This window comes from Pseudomonas sp. GM17 (assembly GCF_000282175.2).
GTDB classification, from domain to species: Bacteria; Pseudomonadota; Gammaproteobacteria; order Pseudomonadales; family Pseudomonadaceae; genus Aquipseudomonas; species Aquipseudomonas chlororaphis.
On the sequence record NZ_CP124732.1, the window covers coordinates 55,693 to 71,444 of the forward strand.

9 protein-coding genes and 1 tRNA gene are annotated in these 15,752 nt (G+C 61.2%); 9 read left to right on the plus strand and 1 reads right to left on the minus strand.

Translation table 11 applies throughout. The features are described 5' to 3' along the window. Nucleotides 1-195: 195 nt before the first annotated feature. The 6 genes from rpsU (at nt 196) to PMI20_RS00290 (ending at nt 9,791) form a co-directional block, all read left to right on the plus strand. Complete coding sequence (gene rpsU, locus PMI20_RS00265) at nt 196-411, plus strand: 30S ribosomal protein S21 (protein WP_002551877.1); 216 nt, start codon at nt 196-198, stop codon at nt 409-411. 468 nt (nt 412-879) lie between these two features. Continuing rightward, nucleotides 880-2,844: a DNA primase gene (gene dnaG / locus PMI20_RS00270; RefSeq protein ID WP_007926107.1), complete on the plus strand. Its 1,965-nt coding sequence runs from the start codon at nt 880-882 to the stop codon at nt 2,842-2,844. A 67-nt stretch (nt 2,845-2,911) separates the two neighbouring features. Next, on the plus strand, nt 2,912-4,759 hold the full coding sequence (gene rpoD, locus PMI20_RS00275) for an RNA polymerase sigma factor RpoD (protein ID WP_007926106.1): 1,848 nt from the start codon (nt 2,912-2,914) through the stop codon (nt 4,757-4,759). A gap of 121 nt (nt 4,760-4,880) precedes the next feature. Continuing rightward, nucleotides 4,881-8,624, plus strand: coding sequence for a bifunctional diguanylate cyclase/phosphodiesterase (locus tag PMI20_RS00280; protein ID WP_007926104.1), 3,744 nt, complete (start codon nt 4,881-4,883; stop codon nt 8,622-8,624). Between the two features lie 15 nt (nt 8,625-8,639). Further along, nucleotides 8,640-8,716, plus strand: a tRNA-Ile gene (locus PMI20_RS00285). Between the two features lie 289 nt (nt 8,717-9,005). Beyond that, entirely contained in the window at nt 9,006-9,791 is a 786-nt protein-coding gene (locus PMI20_RS00290; RefSeq protein ID WP_238543430.1) for a WaaZ-like lipopolysaccharide core biosynthesis protein, read from the plus strand. A gap of 82 nt (nt 9,792-9,873) precedes the next feature. On the opposite strand, the gene PMI20_RS00295 is transcribed toward PMI20_RS00290, so the two are convergent. Continuing rightward, on the minus strand, nt 9,874-12,240 hold the full coding sequence (locus PMI20_RS00295; RefSeq protein ID WP_007926101.1) for a glucose/quinate/shikimate family membrane-bound PQQ-dependent dehydrogenase: 2,367 nt from the start codon (nt 12,238-12,240) through the stop codon (nt 9,874-9,876). Nucleotides 12,241-12,461: 221 nt separating this feature from the next. Between PMI20_RS00295 and PMI20_RS00300 the strand changes: the two genes are divergently transcribed. The 3 genes from PMI20_RS00300 to PMI20_RS00310 all read left to right on the plus strand — a co-directional run bounded on the left by PMI20_RS00300 (nt 12,462) and on the right by PMI20_RS00310 (nt 15,746). Further along, on the plus strand, nt 12,462-12,923 hold the full coding sequence (locus PMI20_RS00300; RefSeq protein ID WP_007926099.1) for an Lrp/AsnC family transcriptional regulator: 462 nt from the start codon (nt 12,462-12,464) through the stop codon (nt 12,921-12,923). A 236-nt stretch (nt 12,924-13,159) separates the two neighbouring features. Continuing rightward, nucleotides 13,160-14,842 carry a flavin monoamine oxidase family protein gene (locus PMI20_RS00305; protein WP_007926097.1) on the plus strand — a complete coding sequence of 561 codons (1,683 nt, stop codon included), beginning with the start codon at nt 13,160-13,162 and terminating at the stop codon, nt 14,840-14,842. Between the two features lie 109 nt (nt 14,843-14,951). Next, nucleotides 14,952-15,746: a carbon-nitrogen hydrolase family protein gene (locus PMI20_RS00310; protein WP_007926096.1), complete on the plus strand. Its 795-nt coding sequence runs from the start codon at nt 14,952-14,954 to the stop codon at nt 15,744-15,746. Nucleotides 15,747-15,752: the final 6 nt, after the last annotated feature.

A 15,752-nucleotide genomic window follows, 5' to 3' on the forward strand; every position in this document is an offset into this window, starting at 1 on the left:
TGCGCCTTGTAGAGGCTAAATTCGAAGGCGCGCATAATAGTCGCCACTCCCTCAGCCGACCAGCGGTTTTCGATCAGAGGCTTTGCATTCCGAGCGATGAGGGGTTAACATCCGCAACCCTTAAAAACCGACGACCTCAGCCGCGATTTTTGCGACGAGAACGTTGACCCCGGTAATGAATGAAGGTAGCTCTGGATGCCAGCCGTCAAAGTTAAAGAGAACGAACCCTTCGACGTAGCTCTGCGTCGTTTCAAGCGCTCCTGCGAAAAAGCCGGTGTTCTGGCTGAAGTTCGTAGCCGCGAATTTTACGAGAAGCCGACTTCCGAGCGTAAGCGCAAAGCAGCTGCTGCTGTTAAGCGTCACGCCAAGAAAGTTCAGCGCGAACAGCGCCGCGCCGTACGTCTGTACTAATACACAGACGTTCGCTGCAAGCTTCTGCCAAGCCCGGCCCTCAGCCGGGCTAATGGCATTTGCGGACAACGCTTGATGCTTCACCGTCAACGCCGCGCATGCGACCGAGACAATCCGCTTCACCACGTCAGACCTGGCTTCCTGCCAGCGGTGCACGTCTCTTCTGACGAGCCTTCCAAGGCTACTGACGAGCACACTTTATTCTGATTCCTCAACAGACTCAGTCCAAGGCGCCTTTCTCCAGCGCCCGCTTATGAGCCATCCGAGACCTGTCGGACTCAGAGCAATATCTTCAAATAGTCGAAGACTGATTGAAACTAACGTCAGTGGACTTTCGGCAGATACACTTCCCGATAGCGATCAAGCCGACGACAGATGGTCGAACGCGCAGCCGTTGCGTCTCGAACAGCCCACTTTCGAAGCCTTCGCATTGGTCCAATTCTTTCGCGCAGTGATGACGAGAACGCCATGGCCGGGCTGATTCCCCAGAGCTTTATTGACGACCTTCTGAACCGCACCGACATCGTCGATGTTGTCAGCTCGCGCCTGCAGATGAAAAAGGCCGGCAAGAACTACACCGCCTGCTGCCCGTTCCACAAGGAAAAGACCCCCTCCTTCAGCGTCAGCCCCGACAAGCAGTTTTACTACTGCTTCGGCTGTGGCGCGGGCGGCAACGCCCTCGGTTTCATCATGGACCACGACAACCTGGATTTCCCCCAGGCAGTCGAGGAACTGGCCAAAGCCGCCGGCATGGAGATCCCGCGCGAGGAAAGCGGCCGCTCGCACAAACCCCGACAGCCAACCGACTCGCCGCTCTACCCGCTGCTGATCGCCGCCGCCGATTACTATCGCCAGGCCCTGAAAAGCCATCCGGCCCGCAAGGCCGCGGTCGACTACCTCAAGGGGCGCGGCCTGACCGGCGAGATCGCCCGCGACTTCGGCCTCGGCTTTGCACCGCCCGGCTGGGACAACCTGTTCAAGCACCTGAGCAGCGACACCCTGCAGCAGAAAGCCATGATCGACGCCGGCCTGCTGATCGAAAATGCCGAAACCGGCAAACGCTACGATCGCTTTCGCGACCGGGTGATGTTTCCGATCCGCGACAGCCGCGGTCGGATCATCGCCTTTGGTGGCCGGGTACTGGGCGATGACAAACCGAAGTACCTGAACTCGCCGGAAACGCCGGTTTTTCACAAGGGCCAGGAGCTTTACGGCCTGTTCGAAGCCCGCAAGAACAACCGCAACCTCGACGAAATCATCGTCGTCGAAGGCTACATGGACGTGATTGCCCTCGCCCAACAAGGCCTGCGTAACGCCGTTGCGACCCTGGGTACCGCCACCAGCGAAGAACACCTCAAGCGCCTGTTCCGTATCGTGCCCAGCGTCCTGTTCTGTTTCGACGGCGACCAGGCCGGGCGCAAGGCCGCCTGGCGCGCGCTGGAGGCGACCCTGTCCAGCCTGCAGGACGGTCGCCGGGCGCGTTTTCTGTTTCTTCCCGAAGGGGAAGATCCGGATACCCTGGTCCGCTCTGAAGGCACCGACGCCTTTCGCGCACGTATCAATCAACACGCTCAACCGCTGGCCGACTACTTCTTCCAGCAACTGACGGACGAAGCCGATCCACGCTCGCTCGAGGGCAAGGCCCACCTGGCCACCCTGGCTGCACCGCTGATCGACAAGGTCCCCGGAGCCAACCTGCGGACCCTGATGCGCCAGCGCCTCAGTGAAATTACCGGGCTCAACAACGAAACCGTCAACCAGTTGGTGCACAGCGCCCCACAAGAAGCGCCGCCGGCGTACGACGCCGGCATCGATTACGACGCCATGCCGGACTATGCCGACTACCACGAGCCGCAAGAAGCCTATGTGCCGCAGCAGGAATGGACGCCGAAGAAAAGCGGTGCCGGCGGCAAGAAGTGGGAGAACAAGCCGTGGGACAAAAAGGGCAAGCGCAATGGCGATCGCGATCAACCACGTGCCCCGCGCGTTCCGGCCGCCGTCGAACCTCCTACACTGTCAGCCCTTCGAACATTGCTGCATCACCCGCAACTGGCCGAGAAAGTTGAAGACGCCGGGCATTTCGCCGCCGACGACAACACCAATACCCAGTTGCTGGTCGCCCTGATCGAAGCCGTGCAGAAAAATCCTAAGCTACGCTCTATTCATCAGCTGATGGCGCGTTGGCACGGCACCGAACAGGGCCGCCTGATCAAGGCGCTGGCAGAAAAGGAATGGTTGATTGAGGGCGATAACCTTGAACAACAGTTTTTCGACACCATTAAAAGCTTGTCCGCTCGCCAAAGTGAGCGTGCTTTGGAACAACTTCTCAGGAAATCGCGTCAAAGCGAATTGAGTGGCGAAGAAAAAATTCAGCTACTTGAGCTTTTAAAACGCAATGTTCCCGCATCAAACCCGACCTCAACTGGCGCGTGAGGTCATAGCTCGGGTATAATCCTCGGCTTGTTTTTTGCCCGCCAAGACCTTCAGTGGATAGGGTGTTATGTCCGGAAAAGCGCAACAGCAGTCTCGCCTCAAAGAGTTGATCAGCCGTGGTCGTGAGCAGGGTTACCTGACTTACGCGGAGGTCAACGACCACCTGCCGGAGGATATTTCAGATCCGGAACAGGTGGAAGACATCATCCGCATGATCAACGACATGGGGATCAACGTATTCGAGAGTGCTCCGGATGCGGATGCCCTTTTGTTGGCCGAAGCCGATACCGACGAAGCAGCAGCTGAAGAAGCCGCCGCAGCGTTGGCGGCAGTGGAAACCGACATTGGTCGCACTACCGACCCAGTGCGTATGTACATGCGCGAAATGGGTACGGTAGAGCTGCTCACACGTGAAGGCGAAATCGAAATCGCCAAGCGTATCGAAGAGGGCATCCGTGAAGTGATGGGCGCGATTGCGCACTTCCCTGGCACGGTTGAGCACATCCTCTCCGAATACACTCGCGTCACCACCGAAGGTGGTCGCCTGTCCGACGTCCTGAGCGGTTACATCGACCCGGACGACGGCATCGCGCCGCCTGCCGCCGAAGTACCACCGCCTGTCGATGCCAAGGCCGCGAAAGCGGACGACGACACCGACGACGATGACGCCGAAGCCAGTGATGACGAAGAAGAAGCCGAAAGCGGTCCGGATCCGGTCATCGCAGCCCAGCGCTTTGGCGCCGTTGCCGACCAGATGGAAATCACCCGCAAGGCGCTGAAAAAGCACGGTCGTGAACACAAGCAAGCCCTGGCTGAAATGCTGGCCCTGGCTGAACTGTTCATGCCGATCAAACTGGTTCCGAAGCAATTCGAAGGCCTGGTTGAACGCGTTCGTAGTGCCCTGGATCGCCTGCGTCAGCAAGAGCGCGCGATCATGCAGCTCTGTGTTCGTGATGCTCGCATGCCACGCGCCGACTTCCTGCGCCAGTTCCCTGGCAATGAAGTGGACGAAAGCTGGTCCGACGCACTGGCCAAAGGCAAGGCCAAGTACGCCGAAGCCATCGGTCGCCTGCAACCGGACATCATCCGTTGCCAGCAGAAGCTGACCGCGCTCGAGACCGAGACCGGCCTGACGATCGCCGAGATCAAGGACATCAACCGTCGCATGTCGATCGGCGAGGCCAAGGCCCGTCGCGCGAAGAAAGAGATGGTCGAAGCCAACTTGCGTCTGGTGATCTCCATCGCCAAGAAGTACACCAACCGTGGCCTGCAGTTCCTCGACCTGATCCAGGAAGGCAACATCGGCTTGATGAAAGCGGTAGACAAGTTCGAATACCGTCGCGGCTACAAGTTCTCGACTTATGCCACCTGGTGGATCCGTCAGGCGATCACTCGCTCGATCGCCGACCAGGCACGCACCATCCGTATTCCGGTGCACATGATCGAGACGATCAACAAGCTCAACCGTATTTCCCGGCAGATGCTGCAGGAAATGGGTCGCGAACCGACCCCGGAAGAGCTGGGCGAACGCATGGAAATGCCTGAGGACAAGATCCGCAAGGTATTGAAGATCGCTAAAGAGCCGATCTCCATGGAAACCCCGATCGGTGATGACGAAGACTCCCATCTGGGTGACTTCATCGAAGACTCGACCATGCAGTCGCCAATCGATGTCGCCACCGTTGAGAGCCTCAAGGAAGCGACTCGCGAAGTACTCTCCGGCCTCACTGCCCGTGAAGCCAAGGTACTGCGCATGCGCTTCGGCATCGACATGAATACCGACCACACCCTCGAGGAAGTCGGTAAGCAGTTCGACGTTACCCGTGAGCGGATTCGCCAGATCGAAGCCAAGGCGCTGCGCAAGCTGCGCCACCCGACGAGAAGCGAGCACCTGCGCTCCTTCCTCGACGAGTAATACCAAGACCCCCAGCCCTGCTGGGGGTCTTGTTTTGTGCAGCTTAAAACTCCCCGCGCCTCACTCCCTCCGGATTGCCCGTCTACACTCGAAACATTCCCCGTGTCATAACGAGACCGTTATGCCCAGACTGCCGACCGTGCTGGTGCTGTCGCTGCTCGCCTGGACCGCAACGGCTGGCGCACTGACGCTCACCGATGAAGAACGTGGCTGGCTTTCCGCCCATCCGGAATTGCGCCTGGGCGTCGACGCTTCGTGGCCGCCCTTCGAATATCGCGATGAGGAAGGGCGCTACCAGGGCCTGGCGGCGGACTATATCCATCTGATCCAGGATCGCCTGGCAATCACGCTCAAGCCGATAGAACCCGCCAGCTGGAGCGAAGTGCTCGAGGCCGCGAAAAAGGGCAAGCTGGACCTGCTGCCAGGCATCATGTCGACCCCGGAACGGCAAAACTATCTGGCCTTCACCCGTCCGTACCTCGATTTCCCCATCGTGATCCTGGCCCATAAAGGCGGCGCGCAACCTCGCAAGCTCCAGGACCTGTACGGCCTGAAGATCGCCGTCGTGGAGAATTACGCCCCCCATGAACTGCTGCGCACCCACCATCCCGACCTGAATCTGGTCGCCCTGCCCAATGTGAGTTCGGCCTTGCAGGCGCTGGCCCTCAATCAGGTCGATGCCGTGGTCGGCGACCTGGCTTCCAGTGTCTGGAGCCTGCGGCAGTTGAAGCTCGACGGGCTCTATGTCAGCGGCGAGACGCCCTACCGCTATCAGCTGGCCATGGGCGTCCCCCGCGACAGCAAGATACTGGTAGGCATTCTCGACAAGGTGCTGGCTGACATAAGCCCGGCGGAGGTCAACGAGATCCAGCAGCGCTGGGTGGGCAATGTGCTCGACCATCGTTCGTTCTGGTCGGACCTGCTGTTCTATGGCCTGCCAGGGCTGCTCCTGCTGTTTGCCATTCTGGCGGCAGTGATCCGCATCAATCGCCGGCTGAGCTCCGAGATCGCGAGGCGCGTGGCCCTGGAACAGGAGCTGCGCAGCAGCGAATACCATTACCGCGGCCTGGTCGAAAGCCTGTCGGCAATCGCCTGGGAAGCGCGCATCAGCGACTTCACCTACAGCTACGTGTCGCCCCATGCCGAGCAATTGCTGGGTTATCCCCTTTCGCACTGGCTGATTCCCGGGTTCTGGAGAAACATCATCCACCCCGCCGACCTGACGCGCGCCCAGCACTTCTGCGACCACGAAGTCCTGGCCGGGCGCGATCACAGCCTGGATTACCGAGTGATCACCGCTGATGGCCGCTGCCTGTGGGTTCGCGACATCGTCAGCCTGATCGAGCATGGGCATGAACCGATCATGCGCGGCCTGATGATCGACATCAGCGAGACAAAACGCACCGAAGAGGCGCTGCAGCTCTCGGAACAGAAATTCGCCTCGGTCTTCCAACAGTGCCCTGACATCCTGGTCATTGCCCGCCTGTCGGATGGCTGCCTGCTGGAGGTCAATGAGGCGTTCGAAGAACAGATCGGCCTGAGTGCCTCGCAAGTCGTGGGCCAGACGGCCACCGAGCTGAATATCTGGGGTATTCAGGGCGTCGGCCCGGGGCTGCTGCAACGCTTGCAGGCCGGCAGTATCCGTAACCTGGAAATGCCCTTTCGGCGCAGCAACGGCCAGCTGTTCACCGGGCTGATCTCCGCCGAACCCTTCGACCTCGACACTACGCCCGCCCTGGTCGTGGTGGTTCGCGACATCAGCCAGTTGAAGGAAACCCAACAGCAGCTGCAAACCTCAGAAGAGAAGTTCGCCAAGGCTTTTCACGCCTCGCCGGACGGCCTGCTGCTAAGCCGCCAGCGCGATGGCTTGCTGATAGAGGTCAACGAAGGGTTCAGTCGTATCACCGGCTTCAATAGCGCCATGTCCGTCGACCGTTCCACGCTGGAGCTGGGCATCTGGGTCAACCTCAACGAGCGCCGGCAGATGCTCGACCTGATGCAACGGGATGGCTTCGTGCGCGACTTCAGCTGCCATATTCGCCGCAATGACGGTCAGATCCGCCTCTGCGAGCTCTCGAGCCGGCCGCTACCGATCGGCGACGAAGACTGCATGCTGACCATCGCCCGCGACATCACCGAGCGCCACCTGATGCAGGAGAAGCTGCAACAGGCCGCCACCGTGTTCGAAAGCACCGCTGAAGGCGTACTGATCACCGACACCCAGCAGCACATCAGCGCAGTCAATCGGGCGTTCACCGAAATCACCGGCTACAGCGAAACCGAAGCCCTGGGCCACACCCCGCGCCTGCTGGCTTCCGGCCTGCATGACAGCGCCTTTTACGCCGCCATGTGGCACCAACTGACCGCCGAAGGTCATTGGCAAGGGGAAATCTGCAATCGACGCAAAAATGGCGAGCTGTACCCCAGCTGGCTGACCATCAGCGCGGTGCGCAACAAAGACCGGTTCATCACCCACTTCGTCGCGGTATTCGCCGATATCTCCAGCCTCAAGCACGCCCAGGCCAAGCTCGATTACCAGGCGCACCATGATCCGCTGACCGGCCTGCCGAACCGTACCCTGTTCGAAAGCCGCCTGCTGACTGCCCTCAACAACCAGCAGGAGAATGGTGGCCAGGGCGCCGTGCTGTTTCTCGACCTGGACCGCTTCAAGCACATCAACGACAGCCTCGGCCACCCGGTCGGCGACCTGCTGCTCAGGGGCATTGCCGTGCGCCTGAAAGAACAACTGCGGGATATCGACACCGTGGCCCGCCTGGGTGGCGACGAGTTCATCATCCTGCTACCCGGGCTGCAGCAGCCCAGCGATGCCGAGCACATCGCCAACAAGCTGCTGAACTGCTTCACCGCGCCGTTCCAGGCCGGCGAGCACGAGTTCTTCATCAGTGCCAGCATCGGTACCAGCCTCTACCCCAAGGATGGTTGCGACGTGGCCACCCTGGTCAAGAATGCCGACGCCGCCATGTACCGCTCCAAGGCCAAGGGCCGCAACCGGGTCGAAAGCTATACCCGCGACCTGACCGCCCAGGCCAGCGAGCGCGTGGCCCTGGAACATGAACTGCGGCGGGCCATCGAACGCAACGAGCTGTATCTCTACTATCAACCCAAGATCAGGCTGGGCGACCAGGAGCTGGTGGGCGCCGAAGCCCTGATTCGCTGGCATCACCCGACCTTCGGCGATGTCCCACCCGAACACTTCATCCCCCTGGCCGAAGAGAACGGCATGATCCTGCAGATCGGCGACTGGGTGCTGGAACACGCCTGCCAACAGTTGCGCAAGTGGAACGAGCGCTACGACAGCTTCGGCCCGCTCTCGGTCAACCTCGCCGGCGCCCAGTTGCGCCAGCCGAACCTGCTGGGGCGGATTGAACAACTGCTGAAAGACAACCGCCTCAAACCCGGCTTCCTGCAACTGGAAATTACCGAAAACTTCATCATGAGCCAGGCCGAGGAAGCCCTGGCGGTCCTGCACCAGCTCAAGCGCCTGGGCGTCCAGCTGGCCATCGACGATTTCGGTACCGGCTACTCGTCCCTGAGCTACCTCAAGCGCCTGCCGCTGGATTTCCTGAAAATCGATCAATCTTTCGTCCGCGGCCTGCCCGACGACCCCCACGATGTGGCGATCGTGCGGGCCATCATCGCCCTGGGCCGCAGCATGCAATTCACCGTGATCGCCGAAGGCGTGGAAACCCATGACCAGCAGGTATTCCTCGGGAACGAAGGCTGCGAACAGATCCAGGGCTACATCATCAGCCTGCCGCTAAGCGCCGACGAATTCGCCGCAACCTTTCTGCGCCTTCCCGTTTCGGATTTTTCGGATAGCACAGCCGAGAAACCGTCGCTATAATCCGCGGCCTACTGAGGGCCTATAGCTCAGTCGGTTAGAGCAGAGGACTCATAATCCTTTGGTCCACGGTTCGAGTCCGTGTGGGCCCACCACATTGAAAGCCGCGCATTGCGCGGCTTTCGCGTATTCAACGCGCTGCAAATCCCTCCATTCGGCCGCCAGGCCGGCAAAACGCCCGATCGTTTTTTCCAAGAAATCAGCCTTACCGCACAACTATTAAAAAACGCGACGGTCATAACCGTTCGGAAGTCGTGCATGGCCTTTGTTTGGTCCTAGACTGCACTTCTATCAATGGGGGAGAGCCTGTCCTTTCCCCGGCGTGATGCACCACTTAAGCCACCCCATAATAATCAGAGTGGCCTGATGATTCGGACACAACACATGGAAGTAGTATCTACGGCGCCTTCGCCTGGCCGGGCAACGGGTTTTGCACGTTGCCGAAATATTCAGCAAGGCCCTGTTTTCATCATTGCATCCGGTAGTTCGGCAAAGGACTTCCCTATCGAAGCCTTCTCGAACATCCCGATGATCACCATGAACGGGGCCATCTCGATGTTCCGCGGCACCGGCATACAGCCCTTTTTTTATGCCTGCACCGACACCAGCTTCTCCCTCCAGCAACCTGAGCTCTTCGTCCAGGCAATGGCTGTCAGTCAGCGCGTGGCGCTCTGGGAAGAACATGCCCGCACGATTCCGATCCAGCCTCGCGGCGAGCTGTTTCTGCTGAAGAAGGCGCCACGACAGACCTGGATGCAGCGATTGCTCAGGAGCAACCGCGATCTGGTTCGCCCTCCCCTGCTCTGGGGTAACAGGAGCCGGACCATCGGCTTCAGCAAGAATCTCGAACTGGGTTTCTTCGACGCCCGCACGGTGGCTTATCTGGCACTGCAACTCGCCTATCACGCCGGCTTCAATACGGCGATCCTGGTGGGCGTCGACCTGAATCCTGCCCAAGGGCGTTTTTATGAAACGCTAGATACCTTCAAGTCGCCCTGCGGCCTGGACCAGCACCTGCAATCGCGGATCCTGCCATCCTTGAAACTGATGTCGGATAAGGTCATGGGCAAGGATTTTTCGGTCTACAACCTGTCCCCCATGTCGAGCATCCCTACTTCGATCATTCCCAAAATCAGTCTCGACGAACTCGACAAGCTGGTTAATCGCTGAGCACTCCATGCTCGGACGGATTGTATTCGCCCACAAAAAAACCGCGCCTTGCGCGGTTTTTCTGTAAGGCCAGGATCAGCCGTTATTCGGGCAATGCATAAGCGATCACATAGTCCCCACGGTCCGGCGACTGACGCGCGCCGCCCGCGGTCAGCAGGATGTACTGCCGACCGGTCTTGGGCGAAACGTAGGTCATCGGCCCCGACTGGCTGCCCACCGGCAGGCGGGCTTTCCAGATTTCGTTGCCGTTGCCGGTATCGAAGGCGCGCAGGTAGAAATCCTGGGTGCCGGCGAAGAACAACAGGCCGGACTGGGTTGCCAGGGACGCCCCCAGGGTCGGCATGCCGATCGGGATTGGCATGTGCATGCGAATGCCCAGGGGACCGGTGTCCTGCACGGTACCGACCGGCACCTGCCACACCAGCTTTCTGGTTTTCAGGTCGATGGCCGACATGGTGCCGAACGGTGGCTTCTGGCACGGAATACCGGCAGGCGAGAGGAAACGCTGGCGCATCGCCCCAAACGGCGTGCCGTCCTGGGGTACCACGCCCATTTCGATACCGCTGGCCCCGGCCGCGATCTTCGCCCGCGGGATCATGTAGTTGGCCAGGCCCAGGCGCATGTCGTTGACGAACATATAGTTGCTGTTCGGGTCCACCGACACGCTGCCCCAGTTCATGCCGCCCAGGGAGCCCGGGAACTGCAAGGCATAATCCAGGCCCGGCGGGGTGTAGACGCCTTCATGGCGCATGCCCTTGAACTGGATACGGCACATCAACTGGTCAAATGGCGTGGCACCCCACATGTCCGACTCGGTCAGGGTCTGGTTGCCGATCGACGGCATCTCCACCGAGAACGGCTGGGTTGGCGAGTAGCGTTCGCCCGGCATATTGCCCTGCGGCACCGGACGCTCTTCCACCCGGGCGATAGGCACGCCGGTTTCGCGATTGAGCAGGAAGATCTCACCCTGCTTGGTGACCTGTGCCAGCGCCGGCTGCACCCCGCCCTTGTCGTCCGGCACGTCGTACAGCAGCGGCTGCGCCGGCAGGTCGAAGTCCCACAGGTCGTGGTGAGTGGTCTGGAAGTGCCAGCGCACCTGACCGGTCTTCACATCCAGGGCGACGATGGACGAACTCCACTTGTCGTCGAACTCCGTGCGCTGGCCGGCGAAGAAGTCTGGCGTGGCATTGCCGGTCGGCAGATAGACCAGACCGAGCTTGGCGTCATAGGACATGGCCGACCAGACGTTCGGCGTGCCACGGGTATAGGTCTCGCCTGCTGGTGGACGCTTGGTGGTGTTCGGGTTACCCGGGTCCCAGGCCCACACCAGTTCGCCGCTGCGCACGTCGAAGGCGCGGACCACGCCCGGCGGCTCGCCGATAGAATAGTTGTCCGCCACCCGGCCGCCGACGATGACCACATTGCCGGCCACCAGCGGGGTCGAGGTCTGCTGGTAGTAGCCAGGCTTCACTTCGCCCATGTCGGTTTTCAGGTCGACCGTGCCTTTGTCGCCGAAGTCTTCGCACGGCTTGCCGGTTTGCGCGTTGATCGCGATCAGGCGCGCATCGCCGGTCGGCAGGAACAAACGCTTGGTGCAGGCGGCCGGAGCGGCCGCTGCCTCGGCGCCAGGCTCGGCGGAAGCATCGAAGTAACCCAGGCCGCGGCACCGCTGCCAGTTAGGCGCCGAGCCTTGCGGATCGAACTTCCAGCGTTCGGCGCCGGTGTCGGCGTCCAGGGCGAACACCTTGCCGTAGGCGGTGCAGGTATAGACCGTGTCACCGATCTGCAGCGGTGTGTTCTGGTCTTCGGCGCCCGCGCCGGTGCTTTGCGGAATGTCGCCGGTGCGGAAAGTCCAGGCCACCTGCAACTGGTCGATGTTGCCCTTGTTGATCTGGTCCAGCGCGGCAAAACGATTGCCGGCGGTGGTGTTGCCCCAATGGGCCCAGTCTTTCTGCTCGGTACCTGGAGCCACAGGCTTGATCGCCGGCTCGCTGCTGGCCTTGACCACGTGGGTCGGCACAAACATGTAGGCCAGGGTCGCCACGACACCAATGCCCAGCACGCCGGCCAGGCCATAAGCGCCACGCCCAGCGGTCGCTCCCGAAGCACGCACCAGGGTCGGGTAGATCAGCGCCACCACCAGGCCGATAACGGCGAAGGTCAGCACCCGCGAAACCAGCGGCCAGTACTCCAGCCCGGCATCCCAGACCGCCCAGATCGCCGTGAGCACCAGCGCCCCTCCATACAGCCAGGCGCCACGCGGGTTACGCCGGGCGATCAGCAGCCCAGAAACGATCATCGCCAGGCCCATCAGCAGGAAGAACCAGCTGCCGCCCAGACTGACCAGGTACCCGCCCCCGCCGGCCAGCCCCAGGCCGATCAATGCGATCAGCAAACCCAGCGCCCCCAGCAGCCATTTGCCGCCGGTGGCAGCCCCAGAATTATTCATGTCGGAAATTTCTCCCATTCTTTACGTGGCGCAAGAATGTACTAACCAGTTACTTATGACAACTTGTCGCAGGCAATTCGTGGCAAAAAATGTCATCCGCGCTGTTGAGCCTGGCCGTCACAACAGGGCCGGCAGCCAATACAACTGACGCCATGCCGCAAGCATCGCCTGGAGCGAGCCTGTAACATGCTCGGCCACCGTTGCCCGCGCCGGAGTTCACCTTGTCTGACAGCCGCCCTCCCGTCCTCGACGAAATCGACCGCCAACTGATCGCGGCCCTGCAGATCAATGCCCGCGAAAGCGTGGCCATGCTCGCCCGGCAGTTGGGGATCGCCCGTACCACCGTGACCTCGCGCCTGGCGCGGCTGGAAAAGGCGCGGGTGATTACCGGTTATGGCGTGCGCCTGGGTCAGCGGGTCATCGATGGCGGCTTGCAGGCCTACGTCGGGATCAAGGTGCAGCCGCGTTCCGGCAAGGAGGTCCTGCGGCGCCTGAGCGCCATGGCCCAGGTCCAGCAGCTCTGCGCGGTCAGTGGAGAATTTGACTATGTCGCCTGGCTGCGCACCGATTCACCGGAACAGCTGGACCAGTTGCTTGACCAGATCGGCAGCGTCGACGGTGTGGAAAAGACCACCACCTCGATCATTCTCAGCAGCAAGATCGACCGTGGGCAGCCCGTCTGAAGGTTTTTCCAGGCACGGTATCCTGCTGTTTTGCGAGCGCTTCGCGCTCGATCGCAGCCTTCGGCAGCGGCTACAGAGAATCTTTCGTCAGTTAGTTAAAAAACATCGTCAGATTGAAATAAGATCATCCAAAACGACGACACTTTGCGTCTTATTAACGTGCGCAACGCTCCCTAGAATGGCTGCCATCTTTTCCTATACTCAGCGCTCTGCTCGAGTCGCCAGCAAGGTCAGCCATGAACAAGAACAATCGCCATCCTGCAGACGGTAAGAAACCCATCACCATTTTCGGCCCGGACTTCCCGTTCGCCTTCGACGACTGGATCGAGCACCCCGCCGGCCTGGGCAGCATTCCCGAAGCCAACCATGGCGCCGAAGTGGCGATTGTCGGTGCCGGTATCGCCGGGCTGGTGGCGGCCTACGAGCTGATGAAGCTGGGCCTCAAGCCCGTGGTGTACGAAGCCTCGAAAATGGGCGGCCGGCTGCGCTCCCAGGCGTTCGAAGGCGCCGAAGGGATCATTGCCGAACTGGGTGGCATGCGCTTTCCGGTGTCCTCCACGGCCTTCTATCACTACGTCGACAAGCTGGGTCTGGAGACCAAACCCTTTCCCAACCCGCTGACCCCGGCTTCCGGCAGCACGGTGATCGACCTCGAAGGCCAGACTCACTACGCGCAGAAGCTCGCCGACCTGCCGGCGCTGTTCCAGGAAGTGGCTGACGCCTGGGCCGATGCCCTGGAAGACGGTTCGCGCTTCGGCGAAATCCAGCAGGCCATTCGCGACCGCGACGTGCCGCGCCTCAAGGAACTGTGGAACACCCTGGTGCCGCTGTGGGACGACCGCACCTTCTATGACTTCGTCGCCACCTCGAAGGCCTTCGCCAAGCTGTCGTTCCATCACCGCGAAGTGTTCGGCCAGGTCGGTTTCGGCACCGGCGGCTGGGATTCGGACTTCCCCAATTCGATGCTGGAAATCTTCCGTGTGGTGATGACCAACTGCGACGATCACCAGCACCTGGTGGTCGGCGGTGTCGAGCAGGTGCCGCTGGGCATCTGGCGCCATGTGCCGGAGCGCTGCGCTCACTGGCCGCAAGGCACCAGCCTCAGCTCGCTGCACCATGGCGCACCGCGTCCCGGGGTGAAACGTATCGCCCGGGCCGCCGATGGCCGCTTCAGCGTCACCGACAACTGGGGCGATACCCGCGAATACGCAGCAGTGCTGACCACCTGCCAGAGCTGGCTGCTGACCACCCAGATCGAATGCGAAGAGTCGCTGTTCTCGCAGAAGATGTGGATGGCCCTGGACCGCACCCGCTACATGCAATCGTCGAAGACCTTCGTCATGGTCGACCGGCCGTTCTGGAAAGACAAAGACCCGGAAACCGGTCGCGACCTGATGAGCATGACCCTCACCGACCGCCTGACTCGCGGCACCTACCTGTTCGATAACGGCGACGACAAGCCGGGGGTCATCTGCCTGTCCTATTCGTGGATGAGCGACGCCCTGAAGATGCTGCCGCACCCAGTGGAAAAACGGGTCAAGCTGGCCCTCGACGCCCTGAAGAAGATCTACCCGAAAGTCGATATCGCCGGGCGCATCATCGGCGATCCGATCACTGTGTCCTGGGAGGCCGATCCGCACTTCCTCGGCGCGTTCAAGGGCGCGCTGCCCGGCCACTACCGCTATAACCAGCGCATGTACGCGCACTTCATGCAGGACGACCTGCCCGCCGAGCAGCGCGGGATCTTCATCGCCGGCGACGATGTGTCCTGGACTCCGGCCTGGGTCGAGGGCGCGGTACAGACCTCGCTCAACGCGGTCTGGGGCATCATGAAGCACTTCGACGGGCAGACCCACGCCGAAAACCCGGGACCGGGCGACGTGTTCCACGAAATCGGCCCCATCGCCCTGGCCGACTGAAACCCTGTAGCCGCTGCCGCAGGCGGCGATCGAGCGCAACGCTCGTGGCCTTTGAGCAGCCCGCGGCAACGGCTACAGTGACAGTCCCGCGCACAGAGGAGTCATCGCCATGCGTGTAGCGCTTTATCAATGTGCCCCACAACCGCTGGATGTCGCCGGCAACCTGCAACGCCTGCAGAAAGTCGCCGTGGAAGCTTCCGGCGCCGACCTGCTGGTGCTGCCGGAGATGTTCTTGAGCGGCTACAACATCGGCGTAGAAGCGGTGGGCGCCCTGGCCGAGGCCCAGGATGGCCCGTCGGCGCAATACATCGCCAATGTCGCCCAGTCGGCGGGTATCGCGATCCTGTATGGCTACCCGGAACGCGCCGACGATGGCCAGATCTACAACGCCGTGCAACTGATCGACCGCAACGGCCAACGCCTGTGCAATTACCGCAAGACCCACCTGTTCGGCGATCTCGACCGCTCGATGTTCAGCGCAGGTCCAGACGATTTCCCCCTGGTGGAACTCAATGGCTGGAAGCTCGGTTTCCTGATCTGCTACGACATCGAGTTCCCGGAGAACGCCAGGCGCCTGGCGCTGGCCGGGGCCGAGCTGATTCTGGTGCCCACCGCCAACATGCTGCCCTACGACTTCATCGCCGATGTCACCGTGCGTTCGCGCGCCTTCGAAAACCAATGTTATGTGGCCTACGCCAACTACTGCGGCCACGAAGACGAGATCCACTACTGTGGCCAAAGCAGCATCGCCGCCCCCGACGGCCAGCGGATTGCCCTCGCCGGGCTGGACGAAGCCCTGATAACCGGCACGCTGGACCGCCAGTTGATGCTCGATTCCCGCGCTGCCAACCGCTACTTCCATGACCGTCGCCCGGAGCTTTACGACGACCTGAACAAGCGCTGATCCGGG